This window comes from Acidiplasma aeolicum, from assembly GCF_001402945.1.
GTDB lineage: Archaea > Thermoplasmatota > Thermoplasmata > Thermoplasmatales > Thermoplasmataceae > Acidiplasma > Acidiplasma aeolicum.
Genome location: NZ_LKBG01000221.1, coordinates 1 through 13,674 on the forward strand (window position 1 = coordinate 1; position 13,674 = coordinate 13,674).

Genomic DNA, 13,674 nt, shown 5'->3' on the forward strand with positions numbered 1-13,674 from the left:
AAGGAAATATAATATTATATTAATTTATAAATAAATTAAGTGCCCTCTGTATAGCTGTCCATATATTTTAACTGTTCATCTGTAAGCCTATCTATTTTTATATTAAGCACATCCAATTCTATTTCCGCAACCTGCCTGTCAATCTCCTCCGGCACAGGATAAACCCTGTTCTGAAGCTTTTCATGGTTTTTGACAATATACTCTGCGGTAAGTGCCTGAAGTGAAAAGCTTAAATCCATGATTTCCACGGGATGACCCTGCCCTGATGCCAGATTAAGCAACCTGCCATCTGATATTACATTTACCGTATTTCCATTTTCAAGCCTGTACTCGGTGACCATGTTTCTTACCTGTGTTTTTCCAAGGCTTCTCCTGTTAAGGTCATCAACGGCTATTTCATTGTTAAAATGCCCAACATTGCCCAGTATTATGCCCTTTTTGGCGGCAAGCATATCATCGTATGATATTACATTCTTCATACCGGTGGCCGTAAAGGCAATATCAGCATTTCTTATTGCATGATTAATTGTATCAACGTTAAAGCCATCCATTACAGCCTCAATGGCCTTCACCGGGTCAACCTCTGTCACTGTAACATCGGCACCCATGCCCTTCAGCCTCATGGCAACACCCTTGCCAACCCAGCCGTAGCCTGCAACTATTACGTGCTTACCTGCAATTAATATATTTGTTGCATTCATAAAGCCGTCAAGTGCGCTCTGGCCTGAGCCATAACGGTTATCAAAAAGGTGCTTCATCTGTGCATCATTTACATCAAACATTGGGAATTTTAATGCACCAGCCCTCTCCATAGCCTTTAACCTAACAACACCGGTGGTTGTTTCCTCATTTCCCCCCATAAGGTTTTTAACAATTTCGGGTTTTGATGACACAAGGTTGGTAAGGTCCCCGCCATCATCGATAATAATATCAGGAATCTCATCTATGGTTTTCTCTATATTTTCATAGTATTCTTTCTCTGTTTCACCCTTTCTTGCAAAAACCTTCATATTATAATCATTCTTTAATGATTCAACAACAGAATCATCAGAACTCAGTGGATTGCAGGATGCAAGCCTGACATCGGCACCACCCTCCTTTAATAATAATGCGAATATGCCAGTTTTTGCCTCAACGTGAAGCGCCATCGCAATTTTAATTCCCTTCAGGGGTTTTTCTTTTAAAAATCTCTCCCTTATTTTTTGTGAAACACCCATATGATCGCGTGCCCACTTTAATCTAAGATATCCAGAATTTTCCATCGCCATCAGTCTAGTATGCCTTTGACATTTAAAAGTATTCCCATATCAACGGACATTATCTCAAAAATAATCTTCCTTTTTTTTAAATTAAAAAGATCGGTGCCGTTTAATACCATTCCAGGATTTATATAAATATAAAATTCATCAAACAGTTTTTTGTCAATGAACTGGTTAATAACATTTGATCCACCCTCCACAAGGATGCTCTTAATACCATAATTATAAAGTTCATCCAAAATATATTCTATGCTGGTGTTTTTTACAAATAATGTTGATGCATTATCTATTTTTTTGTTATATTTTGATACAATGATTGTTTTTATCCTGCCATCGAATACATGATAATTCCCTGAAAGCTTGAGATTTCCGTCAAGGACTATTCTGCATCTGGAATTATTTAATTCTGGATTGTCATTGATAACAGTGTTTGCACCGATAAGAACAGCATCGACCCTCCTTCGTATATCCATAACCCTTTGAAGGTCATTGTCACTGGATATTTTGCATCTTCCCGATGCAGATGATATTTTTCCATTAAGCGCCATGGCAACATTAATTATAATGTACGGTCTCATACACTGGTATTGTTTCATATTATAACAATTTTGAGGTATTACTATTTTTTAAGTAACTTATTATTAAGTAAATACTAAATTAATAAATAATATAAAATAATTATCAAAACAATGATTATTACGGGCAACATTTACCATAATGGAAGGATAATACCAGGAACATTGGACCTTGAAAATTTTCGCTTCAGTGAGGGTATTTCCAGTAATGGATTATATGGCACACTGATACCGGCACCTGTAAATTTTCACACCCATGTTGGTGATTCATTTATTAAGGAGGAACCAAGGGGGACCATACCGGAAATAGTTGGTCCGGGTGGGCTCAAGCACAGGCTTCTCGATAATGCAACAGATGATGAAATCATAAAATATATCTCGATGACAAATCTATTCATGGAGGGATCAGGCACCGTGGCATATGTTGATTTCCGTGAGCAGGGAATTCATGGCATAAATTTAATAAAAAGGTCTGTGGCAAATTATATAAGGCCTGTAATACTGGGAAGGCCATATAATAATGATAATATAGATGACATTATAAAAAATGCAGACGGCATAGCACTGAGTTCATTAAATGATATTGACTTTAATACTGCCATGGAATGTTCAAAAAAAGCACACAGTGCGGGAAAAATTTTTGCAATGCATTTCAGTGAAAATGTTAATGAGGATATAAACAAAATATTAATGCTAAAACCTGATTTTCTTGTACATGGCATTGAGGCCTCGGACAGCGACCTTGATATGATAGGACATTTAAGAATACCCATTGTGATAACGCCAAGGTCAAACATATTTTATGGAAAAAGGCCGGATTACTCAAGATATTTGGCACATGGTATTGATTTATTGCTGGGTACCGATAATGTTTTTGTTACAGAGCCGGATATGTTTTCAGAAATGGATTTTCTTTACAGATACCAGAGGTTTTTCAATTATATTGAACCTGAAAAAGTATTATCAATGGCTGTTGAAACACCAAGAAGATTTCTGTATAATCATAATATTAAAATTCCAGAAAGGTACATTTTCTTTGAGAATGAGCTGTTAAATGAATACGATATAATTACCAAGGCACATTATTATAAACCGGAAATATTACCCAATATTAAGTAACTACTAAAAAGTTAAATATGATTATGCCATAAGCAGATTATGATTTCCAGTGCGTTGCAGAGCCTTAGATCAGGCAAACCAGTTTTAATATTCGATTCCAGCGATCGTGAGGGTGAAACAGATATAGTTGTTGCATCACAGTTTGTCACACCACAGATAATAAGAATGATGAGAAAAAACGGCGGCGGATTAATATGCACAACGATTAAATCATGCCACGCCAGAAAAATTGGGCTTCCGCTTTTGGAGGATTTATATTCCAGCAATCTTTCAATGGGAAGGGCATTAACAGACACCAATGATATGAAATATGATAAAAGCAGCACATTTTCAATAACAGTGAATTCAAGGGATACATTTACCGGAATACCGGACATTGATAGATCAAAAACTGTAAATCATATTGCAGATTTTATTGGTAATATAAAAAATGAAAAACCAGAGGATTTTGCAAGAATCTTCAGGGCACCAGGCCATATTCACCTGCTGATAGCAACCGATGGTTATTTTAAAAATCGGAGGGGTCATACAGAGCTAAGCACATACCTCGTAGAGCAGGCCGGCCTAATACCAAGTGCAACCATAGTTGAAATGCTTTCTGACTCTGGATATTCAATGACATATGATGAAACAAAAAAATATGCAGACCAAAATTCACTTGATATAATAACAGGCGATGAAATTATAAAATACTGGGGTGAAAATCATTGAAGACCATAGGAATTGCAGATACAAATTTTGCCAGATATGACATGGCCTCATCTGCCATTGATGAACTCTATAAAACTGGCACGGGTTTTACAATAGAGAGATACACTGTTCCGGGCATAAAGGACCTTCCGGTTGCATGCAAAATACTTTTTGAGGACTATAAATGTGATATAGTAATGGCATTTGGAATGCCCGGGCCCATGCCTGTTGATAAAATGTCTGCACAGATTGCATCCACAGGCCTCATGGAGGTACAGCTTCAGGAAAAAAAGCACATTATAGAGGTTTTCGTCCATGAGGATGAGGCGGATTCCGATGATATGCTGGCATGGCTCTGCGATTCTAGGGCCAGGGAGCATGCATTGAATGCATACTATCTTATATTTGATAGGAAAAAATTAATTGAAAATGCGGGCATGGGACTCAGGCAGGGATTTCCTGATAAGGGTCCGGTCGGTGGTTCCATGGGAGGGCACAGACACTAGGTGATTTAAATGGATAAAATAAATATTGGAATAGTTGTTGCCGAATTTAATTATGATATAACAATGATGATGCTCCAGCGGGCAAGAGAATATGCAGAATTTCTTGGTGTAAATGTTTCAAGGGTATTCAGGGTTCCGGGCACATTTGACATGCCGCTTGCAATTAAAAAACTTTTGAAACTCGATGATGTTGATGGGGTTGTAACCCTGGGTGCGGTAATTAAGGGGGAAACAGATCATCACAGGGTAATCATGGACAATGCGGCAAGAAAAATCACGGATTTATCACTTGAATTTGAAAAGCCCGTTGCACTTGGCATATCCGGATCAGGGGAATCCAGATTGCAGGCAGAGGCAAGAATAGAGATGGCAAAGGATGCTGTTGAGAGCTGTGTTAAAATGATAAAATCATTAAGAGATCTAAAATAAAAATTAATTTTAAATTATTTTTTAATTTTACTTATAAAATATTCATGTATTCTCGGATCTCCAGTTAACTCCGGATGAAAAGTAAGTGCCATTATATCAAGGTTTTTATCTGTAACAAATACAGCCCTGTTATTTAATTCAGATAATATATTTACATTTCCTGGAACCTCTATTTCAGGTGCTCTTATAAATACTGCATTAAATGCGCCCATTCCATTTATTTGAACCTCCTTAATAAATGAATCAACCTGCCTGCCGTATGCATTTCTTTTAATGGTTATATCAAGAAGTCCCATACCTGTTACGCGATCATCTCCTGTATCTTTAGATAATATAATTGCCCCCGCGCATGTTCCCATAACTGCAAGATCATTATTTAATGCCATTGATTTAATTTTATCGTATAAATTATTTTTAATAAGGAATTTATAAATTACAGTGCTCTCGCCACCGGGTATGATTAAACCATCAATATTTTCAAGGTCATTAACAGAATTCACCTTAACAGGTGATACATTATATTTTCTTTTAAGCGATTTTATCATGTCAAAATGTTCCTGAACATCGCCCTGAATATTTAATATGCCTATATTCATGCGATGATAATTCCATACAAATATAAAATTTATTAGATTTTTAAAAATTTATGAATGAAAGATTTCAGGATTATTATACAAACCATATATATTATTTACATGAAAGAATACACAAAATTTAAATTAAAATTTAGAAATTTCTATATATGGTTATTTATATTAAAATCCGATAAACTGGTAAATTAACTTTTGCATTAATTTGAAAAAATTTAATAATGCTTAAAGCATAATATTAACTGTTGACTATGGATATAACCTATAAATTTGAATATGAAAGCTGCTTTGCGGCCCGCCTTGTTCAGGAATTGAATGTTGATGTAAAGCTTCTCAAAAAATATTACAGTGATGATCTCTTACAGGAAACAATTTTTGTATATTCAACAAATGAAGATAAATTAAAACTTGTTATTCCATACCTTAAAGACCATATGAATATATCAGATTATGATATAATATCCCAGAATGAACATTCTGTTGTTGTAAAGGTCACAACAAATTCGTGCCCACTCCTAACAATATTAAAAAAATTAGATACAGATAAGAAACCTTTGGTGGAAAAAATAGATTCAAATGGCATTATAGAATGGAATATAGAACTTGATGCATTATCTGATTTAAATTATATATCCGATGCATTAAAAACAAAATATAATGTTAAAAATGTATCCAGAAAGATAAATAAGATCAAAAAGCAGGATCCAAAATCTGAATACATACTCCATGAGGCATATGAGCTCGGTTATTTTGATACACCCAAAAGGATTGGGCTTGAGGAGCTTTCAGTTATATTACATATTCCACCAACAACACTGGATCTTATTTTAAGGGATTCTGTAAAAAAGGTATTAAAAAATAACTTTTCCAAGCAAACATACTAATAGTATATTTTTTTATATAATGCTGTAAACATTTGTTTTTCATATATAAACGTTAATATAAGCCATAGTAATACTTTATCATGAATGCCAGAAGGCCATACGTTGCAGGCGCATTTTATCCAGATGATAGGAATGAACTTTTAAAAATGCTTGATTTGTACATGTCCCAGGATTTTCCGCAAATCAAATTTAAAAAAATTATAGGTATAATAGTGCCCCATGCCGGTTATATTTACTCTGGATCAACAGCGGCATATGCCTATAATATCCTCAGGGGTATTGAAAAGCATGATTTTATTATTATTGGCCCAAACCATTACGGATATCCGAGGCACCCGTCAATATATCCCGATGGTTTCTGGGAAACACCACTAGGTGATGCAAAGGTGGATTCAGATCTATCAAAAGTATTAATTAAAAAATCAGGAATTATACAGGAGGATAGGGAGGCACATGATATAGAGCACTCAATCGAGGTTCAGATCCCATTTCTTCAGTACATATTTGACAATAATTTTGAATTCGCACCGATTATACTTGGAGACCAGAGCATGCATACAGCAAAGAGCATTGCAGAAACCATATATTCATTAAACAGAATACCGCCGGTTATAATCAGTTCCGATTTAAATCATTACCTAAGTTATGACGAAAATAACAGAAATGATGATATTATTATAAATGACATATTAAAATTGAATCTGACAAGGTATTATGATGATATAAATCAATATGATATAACAGCATGCGGTTTTGGTGCAATTGCAGTACTTATGTATATAACAAAACGCATGGGAGGAAAAATAAGGATTTTGCACCACAGCAACTCCGGCGATGCATTCGGGGATAAAAGGCGTGTGGTGGGCTACGGTGCATTTTTATCATATATTGAATAACATTATATATTAAATTAGCAATATTATAAATGTATGGAAGTTTCACTTTACAAAAATATTGATGATAAAATCATGTGCACAGCCTGCCTAAGGTACTGCAGATTATCAGATGGACAGACAGGCTACTGCGGTGTCAGGACAAATGTTAATGGTCATCTGAATTTAAGTGTGTATAATATGCCATACAGCTTTAACATTGATCCGATAGAGAAAAAACCGGTGCTGCACATGTATCCAGGTGCGGATATACTATCATTTGGCACAACAGGATGCAATTTCGGCTGCCTTTACTGCCAGAATTACGATATGAGCCAGAGAAGAAAGGCTGATGGCGTTTATTACACACCGGAGGATGTTGTTAACCTTGCCATGGAATATAACACTGATGGCATAGCATACACATACAATGAGCCCACCATATTTATGGAGTATGCCAGGGACATAGGATTAATTGCCAGAAGGCATGGATTAATCAACATTTTTGTTACAAACGGTTATGAAACAGATGAATCGATGAAAATGGCATCGGAATTTCTGGATGCCATGACTGTTGACTTTAAGGGCAATGGAAATAAATATTTTTATAATAAATACATCTCGGTTCCATCCGCTGAGGGAATTTTTAATACAATAAAAAATGCGGTTAATTATGGAATACATACAGAAATAACCGATTTAATAATTCCTGATATTGGCGATAGCCTTGATGATGCAAGAAAAATGCTGGAAAAAATTATGAACATTGCAGGGCCCTATATACCTGTAAGCTTTCTAAGGTACCATCCAGATTATAAGTTAAACATACCAGAAACGCCATTAAATACATTAATTGCACATCATGATCTGGCAGTGTCAATGGGCTTTAAATATGTTTACCTCGGCAATGTACATGAGGTAAATTATGAGAACACATACTGCCCGGTTTGCCATAGCCTGCTCATATCAAGAAGGGGCTTTTATTCACGGGTAACCGGCCTTGATTCAAATGGAAGGTGCAAAAATTGTGGATACATAACCGGAATAAAATTATTAAGAAACAAAAAATTAATTAAAGGATAATTTGCTTTTATAAGCATATGGCACATTTAATTCTATTATGTGCTTTTTTGATTTGAGCCTGTCCTTTATATATTCGTCAAGAAACTGCCGGCTTATGTAATAAACCATCAAAAAATCAATTCTTACCTCATTATCGTCCATGGATTCTATTTTATGGAACATATAATCACAGGATAAAGGTGCTATAAGATATCTTGATATTTCATGCCTTATCATTATGTATATCATTTCCGTGGACCCTCATCTATGGAATAAAACCTTTTGATCTTACCATTCTGATCTATTATGTCCCTGTACTTTATTTTACCCTCCCAGATAAGCCTTGCAAGGTCTATGTGCAATGTGAAATAATCATCGAGGCTTATATTCATTGATTTAAGGATCTCATCTGCAGTATACTCCATATTTCTGTTTTTTGTTAAAAAGTTATAAATCTCTGATTTAAGGTCAAAGCCAGTATTTTTATTTTCCATATTATCACAATGAATTATTTTATGTGTATTTATACTTTATATTCTTTAATGATTCCTCAAGGTCAATAAAATTAATCCTGGTGTTTTTTATAACATCACCGGTAATTGTAACATATCTCTGATTTTTCCACATTTCAAATCTTGATTCACCCTCAAATTTTCTGTTAACAAACCATTTGGGAATATCGCCTTTAATTATCCCACGTATGCCCGTACCGCTTGGAGATTTTTCAAAATATGTGTCCCATTTTAATATATTCTGGGCCCATTCCATGATATTTTTATTATCTATGACATGGTCAAGGTCAAGACCGATGTAATCATTCGTTAATACGAATCCAATGCCAAAATGGTTTTTCCGTGCACTGTCCAAAACTGTATCAAAATCAGACCATGTGCCTTTATCGTCCACCGATGCAAATTTCCCATCGGGCTTAATCGGCGGCTTTGTGATCTTCCCCTTTATTTCTATAATCCTCCAGTTAACCCAGTGGTCAATGCTTTTTAATTCCTCCGGTATATTTTCAGGAAATATCCTTGTGTAATATTCCTTATTAATGTTTAATGCCACAATAATATATTTTTATGTATTTATTAAATCTTTAGTTTTAATTCTCAAAAATTTTATAGATTAAAATAATAATCATCAATGGATGATAATATAATAAAAAATGCATGGCTGCTTCCAATTTCTGAAAATGGAGTTTACAATATGCATTTTCTGGATAATTTATACCTGCAGAGAATTTATTCTGGAAAGTATGTATCAGAGAAATTAAGGTTTAAGCTTGAGGATAGATTTATAGAATCTTTAAATGATCCGGGTGCGATTTTGCCAACTGAAACAGAGGACAATTACCAGAATTTCATGAAAAATCTTAATGAATTGATATCGGGTGCCAGCAATGCACCTCTTAGTAATAATTATGATATGCATATAGATTATAATAATATAAAATCTGTGGAATTTTATTCAGGTGATGATCAGAATCTTGGTTATATAAATATCATATGTGATAATTCATACAAATTCCTTTTAATGCACGAGAATATTAATAGGCATGCCGGCCTTGATGGCGAAAGCGCAAAAAATATTATTAATATATTAGAATCGAAAATAAAAAATGGGATAAAAATAATAAACAAACAGTAATATTTTTCTTTTTAAATATAATAATATATCATGGATTTTTCTGTTGATAATGATAAAATATTATTTAAAGACGAATATTCATTTGCATTTCTCGATATAAGGCCTGTTTTTAAGGGCCACGTGCTTCTCGTGCCATTAAATTTTTATAAAAATATCTTTGAAATTCCACCAGATGTTCTCTCGATAATATCCAAAAATGTAAAGCTTATATCAACAGCGGTAAAAAATGCAATTAAATGCGATGGCATTTTAATTATAAACAACAATATTGTGAGCCAGAGTGTTGATAGGTTCCATATTCATATTATACCTAGAAATCGTGGTGATGGCCTCCGTGGATTTATGTGGCCCAGGCAGAAATATCAAAATGATGATGAATATAATTATTATATGAATATAATTAAAATCGAAATAAAAAATGCCTTAAAAAATCCCTAAATTTATTTTTAAAAAATTATATTTGTTGATCAAAGGAAGTGGTGCTTTTTCTCCTTTTGATTGCCAAATTGATCTGGCTGCGGCTCATAAAAATCAATTCTGCCACACTGGGGGCACCGGTAAAGTGTAAAGGTCTGTGTGGTCTCTGCAAGGTCATTCCAGCCACCGAGAAACATTCCCCCTATACCTGTAAATCCACCAACCCTAAAATTCATATTCCCTATCTCATCCATATCAACCTTACAATTAGGACAGCTTTTTGATGACATATTAATTAATTTTATATTATTATTTAAATTTTTGTTCGCATTGCATTAAAGATACTCATAAGGAAAAATATAAAAAATTTTAGTTGCAAAATATAAAGTGTTAATCCAATACTTAGAGATAAATTTAATATGAAAATTTTAATAATAAGCCAATGGATTTTTCTGATGAATACCGAAAAATCCTCTGGTGGCTTCTAATAGCCACAAGGGGTGGCGAAAAAAGAATAGAAATCATAAAAATTTTGAGGAAAAATCCAGAGAACCTCTATAAATTAAGCGAGGACCTTAATGTAAATTATAGAACTGCAGAGCACCATGTAAAGGTTTTGCTTAATAATAACATAATAAAAAGGATGGGAAATGGCTATGGCTCTGTTTATTTTTTATCAGATTACTATGATAAACATTTTGATATAATAGAGGAAATAATTAAAAATTATAAATAATTGGCATATAATTTGCATATAACTTTGAAATAAAGGTATATATAGATATTTTATAAATTTAATGATAACCATGAACTGGAAGGTAATTGGTGTAATATTTATAGTCCTAACCGTGATTTTTGCAGGCGTTTTGATAGCCGTAATGTACACGGATGGTTCAACAATAGCACATGATAACAAGGAGATTAAGAATTTATCAACAACAGAGGTTGATAGCATGGCAATGAACCACTGGAATCAGATAGCAATTGAAAACCAGTCATTAATAATGAAGCAGTATGCAAGCAATGCAACATTATACTGGATTGGAGGCCCATTAAATGGTGTATACCATGGATATTCAAGCATTAACACAACATGGGGCAAATTCTTTGGAATGTGGAGTGCAGTTTGGTTCTATGCGTCAACCAATACTACAAATAATCCGGTAATTACCGTGCATGGAAATTATGTAAATGTAACCTCCAATTTCCTGCAGTTTGTATTATTAAACAACACAGGTGTGCCATTCTACATAAATACAACATACTCGCTGGAATATGAAAACATGAGCCCGCATTCAACAACACCCCACTTTGAAATAATAAGCGAAACATTTAAAATAATAGGAAAGGGTGGATTAAAAGAGATTGAATGAAAAATTTTATTATCTATTTTTTTATTTTATAAGTATAATATAATTTATGGTGAACAAAAGATGGAATTATTATGGATATCCAATATAGGGCTAATTTCGGCTGAATTTATACTGTTCCTTTCTATATTCTTGGTTTTTCTCAGGTCATATAAACAAACCGGTGCCAAAATATATTCACAGATTATAATAATTTCATTAATATTTATGGTTCAGAGTGTAACAACCATATATGTTTACTTCATGTTCTCAAGATTCCTCGGATATGAGGTATCACTTCCGCTTTTAATAATTAACATATTCGGAATAATAGCAATAATTCTTCTCTTTAGATTTATGAAGCAGTAATTATTTGTTATAATAAAATATTGTTAAGCCCAGAATTGTGAAATATATTAAAAAAATTCCATTAAAAACATACTGTATTAGGCCTGTAAATATATATCTGTATAATGAATAAAATGTCCCTGATAATGTTAAAAATATCATTAAAATATTTGGCCAGATTCCTTTTATGGGTATTTTTGTCGAATCCCCCTTTGGGGTTACCTTAAATGATGTCCTTTTTCCTATTAGTGCATAAAACGCTGATTTAACAAACACAGGGCTTGTTATAAATGTCAGTGAAATATTTCTTAAAACGGGAACAATCGATTTATTAATGCTGTATACTGTTATGGAAAATGCAAAGAATTCAAATATTATATAAAATCCAAGAATAAAGATGTATATTTTTGGCGTAATAATTGATACAATGTTAAAAAATATGAATAACAGGGGAAATAAGAGCATAATAATGTTCACGGTACCAACAAAATACCATGATGTGGTCACAAGATATCCAATTTTCTGCCTTATTGTTAATTTTTTTCTTCTAAATAGAAGTTTTAGAACCCTGAAAAATATGGCCATGGAACCCTGTGACCACCTTGACTGCTGAATAAAATAAGAGTTTAACGTTTCCGGTGCCTCACCAGATGCAAGTGGCCGGTTATAATAAATGGTCTTGTAACCTGCCTCATGTATTTTAATTGACGTTGCCAGGTCTTCGGTTACATTCTGTTCATCAAATCCGCCAACTTTTTTAATTATGCTCGTTCTGTACAGTACATTTGAACCGCATGAAAACATGCTATCCTCAAGGCTTTTTCCCTGCGTTATAAAATTGTAAAAAACCTCCTGTATGTCGTTTGCACCCTTTGCAACATGGGTATTATTATTCACATACCTCTGTGGGACCTGTATCAATGCTATTTTATCGTCCTCCTCCATAATTGGAAGTATTTCTGTTAAAAATTCAGGCAGTGGGTTCTGATCAGCATCAAAAACAGCAAAATACCTTGTGTTTATTGTTTTTAGCGCATCGTTTAATGCCCCTGCCTTGTAACCCCTGCGGTTTTCCCTGTGCACATAAATGAAATTATATTTTTTTGCAAGGTTCATAATTGCAGCCTGCTTATTCCTATCGGTTGAATCATCGAGTATATACGGTATGCCATTCCCCCTGCGGCACATCAGTTTTACATTCAACATTGTGTTTTCCAGAACATCTGGGGATTCATTAAATGTTGCTATAAATACAGAGGTCTGGAACGGAAAATACCTGCTGAAATAATATGTTACAGTTTTCTCATATTTTGTTGATGCCGTAACATAATAATACAAATATGAAAGTGAATGCATTATAAAAAATCCGTTGATTAATATTAAAATAATGCTAAGAATTCTTTCAATTAGTGTTTTATCAAATAATATTAAGGAATATATTAAAAAGTATAAATAAAGAAGTATGGCTATTAATGAAAAAAAGGCAAGGATATATGGCCTTATCTTCATGTACTCACTTTAATTCGAGCCTGCCATCCGGGGTTATGTTGAATTCAAAGATCCTTTTTGAATTATCCCTCAGGCTAAATTTTTTGATTATAAAAACGTTTTTTATTAGATTAACATCGATTACGGTGCCTATTTCGGCTATGCCGATGAAAAACATATCCTCGATTGGATTTGAATTTATAATGTTAATGAATTTTGTTGCAACTATAACGCAGTCAAGGTTTCTTAATTCATTAAACAGGTATCTTATGCTTTCCTCGTTTGAATTTATTTCCAGTGGTTCTATTGAGTCTATTACAAGCCTTTTTATATTATATTTTGTGAGCTACCTCATGCCAAGGCAATGAGGCTTCCTGATTCATTGACCACACTTATCCTTACATACGGGCTTATATTAATCCCTTCAGGGACAGAGGTG

Annotated in this window: 21 protein-coding genes; 12 read left to right on the plus strand and 9 right to left on the minus strand. The window is 33.8% G+C overall.

The annotated features are described in order from the left end of the window. Positions 1 to 35: 35 nt before the first annotated feature. Complete coding sequence (locus AOG54_RS04905; RefSeq protein WP_048102558.1) at positions 36 to 1,262, minus strand: adenosylhomocysteinase; 1,227 nt, start codon at positions 1,260 to 1,262, stop codon at positions 36 to 38. A 5-nt stretch (positions 1,263 to 1,267) separates the two neighbouring features. Next, entirely contained in the window at positions 1,268 to 1,837 is a 570-nt protein-coding gene (locus AOG54_RS04910; protein WP_054964068.1) for a RibD family protein, read from the minus strand. Positions 1,838 to 1,948: 111 nt separating this feature from the next. Here AOG54_RS04910 and AOG54_RS04915 point away from each other — a divergent pair, with 111 nt between their 5' ends. Genes AOG54_RS04915 through ribH form a run of 4 tightly spaced genes read left to right on the plus strand, consistent with a single transcriptional unit; the run spans position 1,949 to position 4,578 of the window. Beyond that, positions 1,949 to 2,953: an amidohydrolase family protein gene (locus AOG54_RS04915; RefSeq protein WP_054964069.1), complete on the plus strand. Its 1,005-nt coding sequence runs from the start codon at positions 1,949 to 1,951 to the stop codon at positions 2,951 to 2,953. A 39-nt stretch (positions 2,954 to 2,992) separates the two neighbouring features. After that, positions 2,993 to 3,664 (plus strand): 3,4-dihydroxy-2-butanone-4-phosphate synthase, encoded by a 672-nt coding sequence (ribB, locus tag AOG54_RS04920; RefSeq protein ID WP_055032500.1) that lies wholly within the window; start codon positions 2,993 to 2,995, stop codon positions 3,662 to 3,664. Continuing rightward, entirely contained in the window at positions 3,661 to 4,149 is a 489-nt protein-coding gene (gene ribC / locus AOG54_RS04925; RefSeq protein ID WP_054964071.1) for a riboflavin synthase, read from the plus strand. The genes ribB and ribC overlap by 4 nt, the downstream gene beginning before the upstream one ends. A gap of 9 nt (positions 4,150 to 4,158) precedes the next feature. Beyond that, positions 4,159 to 4,578, plus strand: a complete 420-nt coding sequence (gene ribH / locus AOG54_RS04930) for a 6,7-dimethyl-8-ribityllumazine synthase (protein ID WP_048102486.1) — start codon at positions 4,159 to 4,161, stop codon at positions 4,576 to 4,578. 14 nt (positions 4,579 to 4,592) lie between these two features. On the opposite strand, the gene pdxT is transcribed toward ribH, so the two are convergent. Beyond that, positions 4,593 to 5,174, minus strand: coding sequence for a pyridoxal 5'-phosphate synthase glutaminase subunit PdxT (pdxT, locus tag AOG54_RS04935; protein WP_048102487.1), 582 nt, complete (start codon positions 5,172 to 5,174; stop codon positions 4,593 to 4,595). 245 nt (positions 5,175 to 5,419) lie between these two features. Here pdxT and AOG54_RS04940 point away from each other — a divergent pair, with 245 nt between their 5' ends. From AOG54_RS04940 to amrS, 3 genes are all read left to right on the plus strand, one after another. Further along, the gene (locus tag AOG54_RS04940; RefSeq protein ID WP_048102488.1) at positions 5,420 to 6,052 is read left to right on the plus strand and encodes a helix-turn-helix domain-containing protein; all 633 of its coding nucleotides are present in this window, start codon (positions 5,420 to 5,422) and stop codon (positions 6,050 to 6,052) included. Between the two features lie 80 nt (positions 6,053 to 6,132). Next, complete coding sequence (locus AOG54_RS04945; RefSeq protein WP_048102489.1) at positions 6,133 to 6,948, plus strand: MEMO1 family protein; 816 nt, start codon at positions 6,133 to 6,135, stop codon at positions 6,946 to 6,948. Positions 6,949 to 6,981: 33 nt separating this feature from the next. Then, entirely contained in the window at positions 6,982 to 8,007 is a 1,026-nt protein-coding gene (gene amrS / locus AOG54_RS04950) for an AmmeMemoRadiSam system radical SAM enzyme (protein ID WP_048102490.1), read from the plus strand. Here amrS and AOG54_RS04955 read toward each other — a convergent pair. From AOG54_RS04955 to AOG54_RS04965, 3 genes are read right to left on the minus strand one after another with little or no spacing between them, the layout of a single operon-like run. Further along, positions 7,993 to 8,235: a hypothetical protein gene (locus AOG54_RS04955; RefSeq protein ID WP_054963931.1), complete on the minus strand. Its 243-nt coding sequence runs from the start codon at positions 8,233 to 8,235 to the stop codon at positions 7,993 to 7,995. The genes amrS and AOG54_RS04955 overlap by 15 nt on opposite strands. Then, entirely contained in the window at positions 8,232 to 8,480 is a 249-nt protein-coding gene (locus tag AOG54_RS04960) for a hypothetical protein (RefSeq protein ID WP_048102493.1), read from the minus strand. The genes AOG54_RS04955 and AOG54_RS04960 overlap by 4 nt, the downstream gene beginning before the upstream one ends. Positions 8,481 to 8,499: 19 nt before the next feature. Further along, on the minus strand, positions 8,500 to 9,051 hold the full coding sequence (locus tag AOG54_RS04965) for a hypothetical protein (RefSeq protein WP_048102494.1): 552 nt from the start codon (positions 9,049 to 9,051) through the stop codon (positions 8,500 to 8,502). Positions 9,052 to 9,129: 78 nt separating this feature from the next. Here AOG54_RS04965 and AOG54_RS04970 point away from each other — a divergent pair, with 78 nt between their 5' ends. After that, positions 9,130 to 9,633, plus strand: a complete 504-nt coding sequence (locus AOG54_RS04970; RefSeq protein ID WP_054963930.1) for a hypothetical protein — start codon at positions 9,130 to 9,132, stop codon at positions 9,631 to 9,633. Positions 9,634 to 9,663: 30 nt separating this feature from the next. Continuing rightward, positions 9,664 to 10,071 (plus strand): HIT family protein, encoded by a 408-nt coding sequence (locus AOG54_RS04975; RefSeq protein WP_048102497.1) that lies wholly within the window; start codon positions 9,664 to 9,666, stop codon positions 10,069 to 10,071. A gap of 29 nt (positions 10,072 to 10,100) precedes the next feature. On the opposite strand, the gene AOG54_RS04980 is transcribed toward AOG54_RS04975, so the two are convergent. Beyond that, positions 10,101 to 10,340, minus strand: coding sequence for a nucleotide-binding protein (locus AOG54_RS04980; RefSeq protein ID WP_048102499.1), 240 nt, complete (start codon positions 10,338 to 10,340; stop codon positions 10,101 to 10,103). Between the two features lie 152 nt (positions 10,341 to 10,492). Between AOG54_RS04980 and AOG54_RS04985 the strand changes: the two genes are divergently transcribed. From AOG54_RS04985 to AOG54_RS04995, 3 genes are all read left to right on the plus strand, one after another. Beyond that, the gene (locus AOG54_RS04985) at positions 10,493 to 10,786 is read left to right on the plus strand and encodes a winged helix-turn-helix domain-containing protein (protein WP_048102500.1); all 294 of its coding nucleotides are present in this window, start codon (positions 10,493 to 10,495) and stop codon (positions 10,784 to 10,786) included. A gap of 70 nt (positions 10,787 to 10,856) precedes the next feature. Next, complete coding sequence (locus tag AOG54_RS04990) at positions 10,857 to 11,423, plus strand: hypothetical protein (RefSeq protein ID WP_156150354.1); 567 nt, start codon at positions 10,857 to 10,859, stop codon at positions 11,421 to 11,423. Between the two features lie 60 nt (positions 11,424 to 11,483). Next, the gene (locus tag AOG54_RS04995; RefSeq protein WP_048102501.1) at positions 11,484 to 11,768 is read left to right on the plus strand and encodes a hypothetical protein; all 285 of its coding nucleotides are present in this window, start codon (positions 11,484 to 11,486) and stop codon (positions 11,766 to 11,768) included. Here the strand turns inward: AOG54_RS04995 and AOG54_RS05000 are convergent, their stop codons facing one another. Beyond that, the gene (locus tag AOG54_RS05000) at positions 11,769 to 13,256 is read right to left on the minus strand and encodes a glycosyltransferase family 2 protein (protein ID WP_055032501.1); all 1,488 of its coding nucleotides are present in this window, start codon (positions 13,254 to 13,256) and stop codon (positions 11,769 to 11,771) included. Positions 13,257 to 13,260: 4 nt separating this feature from the next. After that, positions 13,261 to 13,413, minus strand: a complete 153-nt coding sequence (locus AOG54_RS09720; protein ID WP_156150355.1) for a hypothetical protein — start codon at positions 13,411 to 13,413, stop codon at positions 13,261 to 13,263. Between the last annotated feature and the right edge of the window lie 261 nt (positions 13,414 to 13,674).

Excerpts from the sequence above, each read along its gene's own strand:
- AOG54_RS04905 (WP_048102558.1), bottom strand. The coding sequence starts at position 1,262 with ATGGAAAATTCTGGATATCTTAGATTAAAGTGGGCACGCGATCATATG.
- AOG54_RS04910 (WP_054964068.1), bottom strand. The coding sequence starts at position 1,837 with ATGAGACCGTACATTATAATTAATGTTGCCATGGCGCTTAATGGAAAA.
- AOG54_RS04915 (WP_054964069.1), top strand. The coding sequence starts at position 1,949 with ATGATTATTACGGGCAACATTTACCATAATGGAAGGATAATACCAGGA.
- ribB (WP_055032500.1), top strand. The coding sequence starts at position 2,993 with ATGATTTCCAGTGCGTTGCAGAGCCTTAGATCAGGCAAACCAGTTTTA.
- ribH (WP_048102486.1), top strand. The coding sequence starts at position 4,159 with ATGGATAAAATAAATATTGGAATAGTTGTTGCCGAATTTAATTATGAT.
- pdxT (WP_048102487.1), bottom strand. The coding sequence starts at position 5,174 with ATGAATATAGGCATATTAAATATTCAGGGCGATGTTCAGGAACATTTT.
- AOG54_RS04940 (WP_048102488.1), top strand. The coding sequence starts at position 5,420 with ATGGATATAACCTATAAATTTGAATATGAAAGCTGCTTTGCGGCCCGC.
- AOG54_RS04945 (WP_048102489.1), top strand. The coding sequence starts at position 6,133 with ATGAATGCCAGAAGGCCATACGTTGCAGGCGCATTTTATCCAGATGAT.
- amrS (WP_048102490.1), top strand. The coding sequence starts at position 6,982 with ATGGAAGTTTCACTTTACAAAAATATTGATGATAAAATCATGTGCACA.
- AOG54_RS04955 (WP_054963931.1), bottom strand. The coding sequence starts at position 8,235 with ATGATATACATAATGATAAGGCATGAAATATCAAGATATCTTATAGCA.
- AOG54_RS04960 (WP_048102493.1), bottom strand. The coding sequence starts at position 8,480 with ATGGAAAATAAAAATACTGGCTTTGACCTTAAATCAGAGATTTATAAC.
- AOG54_RS04970 (WP_054963930.1), top strand. The coding sequence starts at position 9,130 with ATGGATGATAATATAATAAAAAATGCATGGCTGCTTCCAATTTCTGAA.
- AOG54_RS04975 (WP_048102497.1), top strand. The coding sequence starts at position 9,664 with ATGGATTTTTCTGTTGATAATGATAAAATATTATTTAAAGACGAATAT.
- AOG54_RS04980 (WP_048102499.1), bottom strand. The coding sequence starts at position 10,340 with ATGTCATCAAAAAGCTGTCCTAATTGTAAGGTTGATATGGATGAGATA.
- AOG54_RS04985 (WP_048102500.1), top strand. The coding sequence starts at position 10,493 with ATGGATTTTTCTGATGAATACCGAAAAATCCTCTGGTGGCTTCTAATA.
- AOG54_RS04990 (WP_156150354.1), top strand. The coding sequence starts at position 10,857 with ATGAACTGGAAGGTAATTGGTGTAATATTTATAGTCCTAACCGTGATT.
- AOG54_RS04995 (WP_048102501.1), top strand. The coding sequence starts at position 11,484 with ATGGAATTATTATGGATATCCAATATAGGGCTAATTTCGGCTGAATTT.
- AOG54_RS05000 (WP_055032501.1), bottom strand. The coding sequence starts at position 13,256 with ATGAAGATAAGGCCATATATCCTTGCCTTTTTTTCATTAATAGCCATA.
- AOG54_RS09720 (WP_156150355.1), bottom strand. The coding sequence starts at position 13,413 with ATGTTTTTCATCGGCATAGCCGAAATAGGCACCGTAATCGATGTTAAT.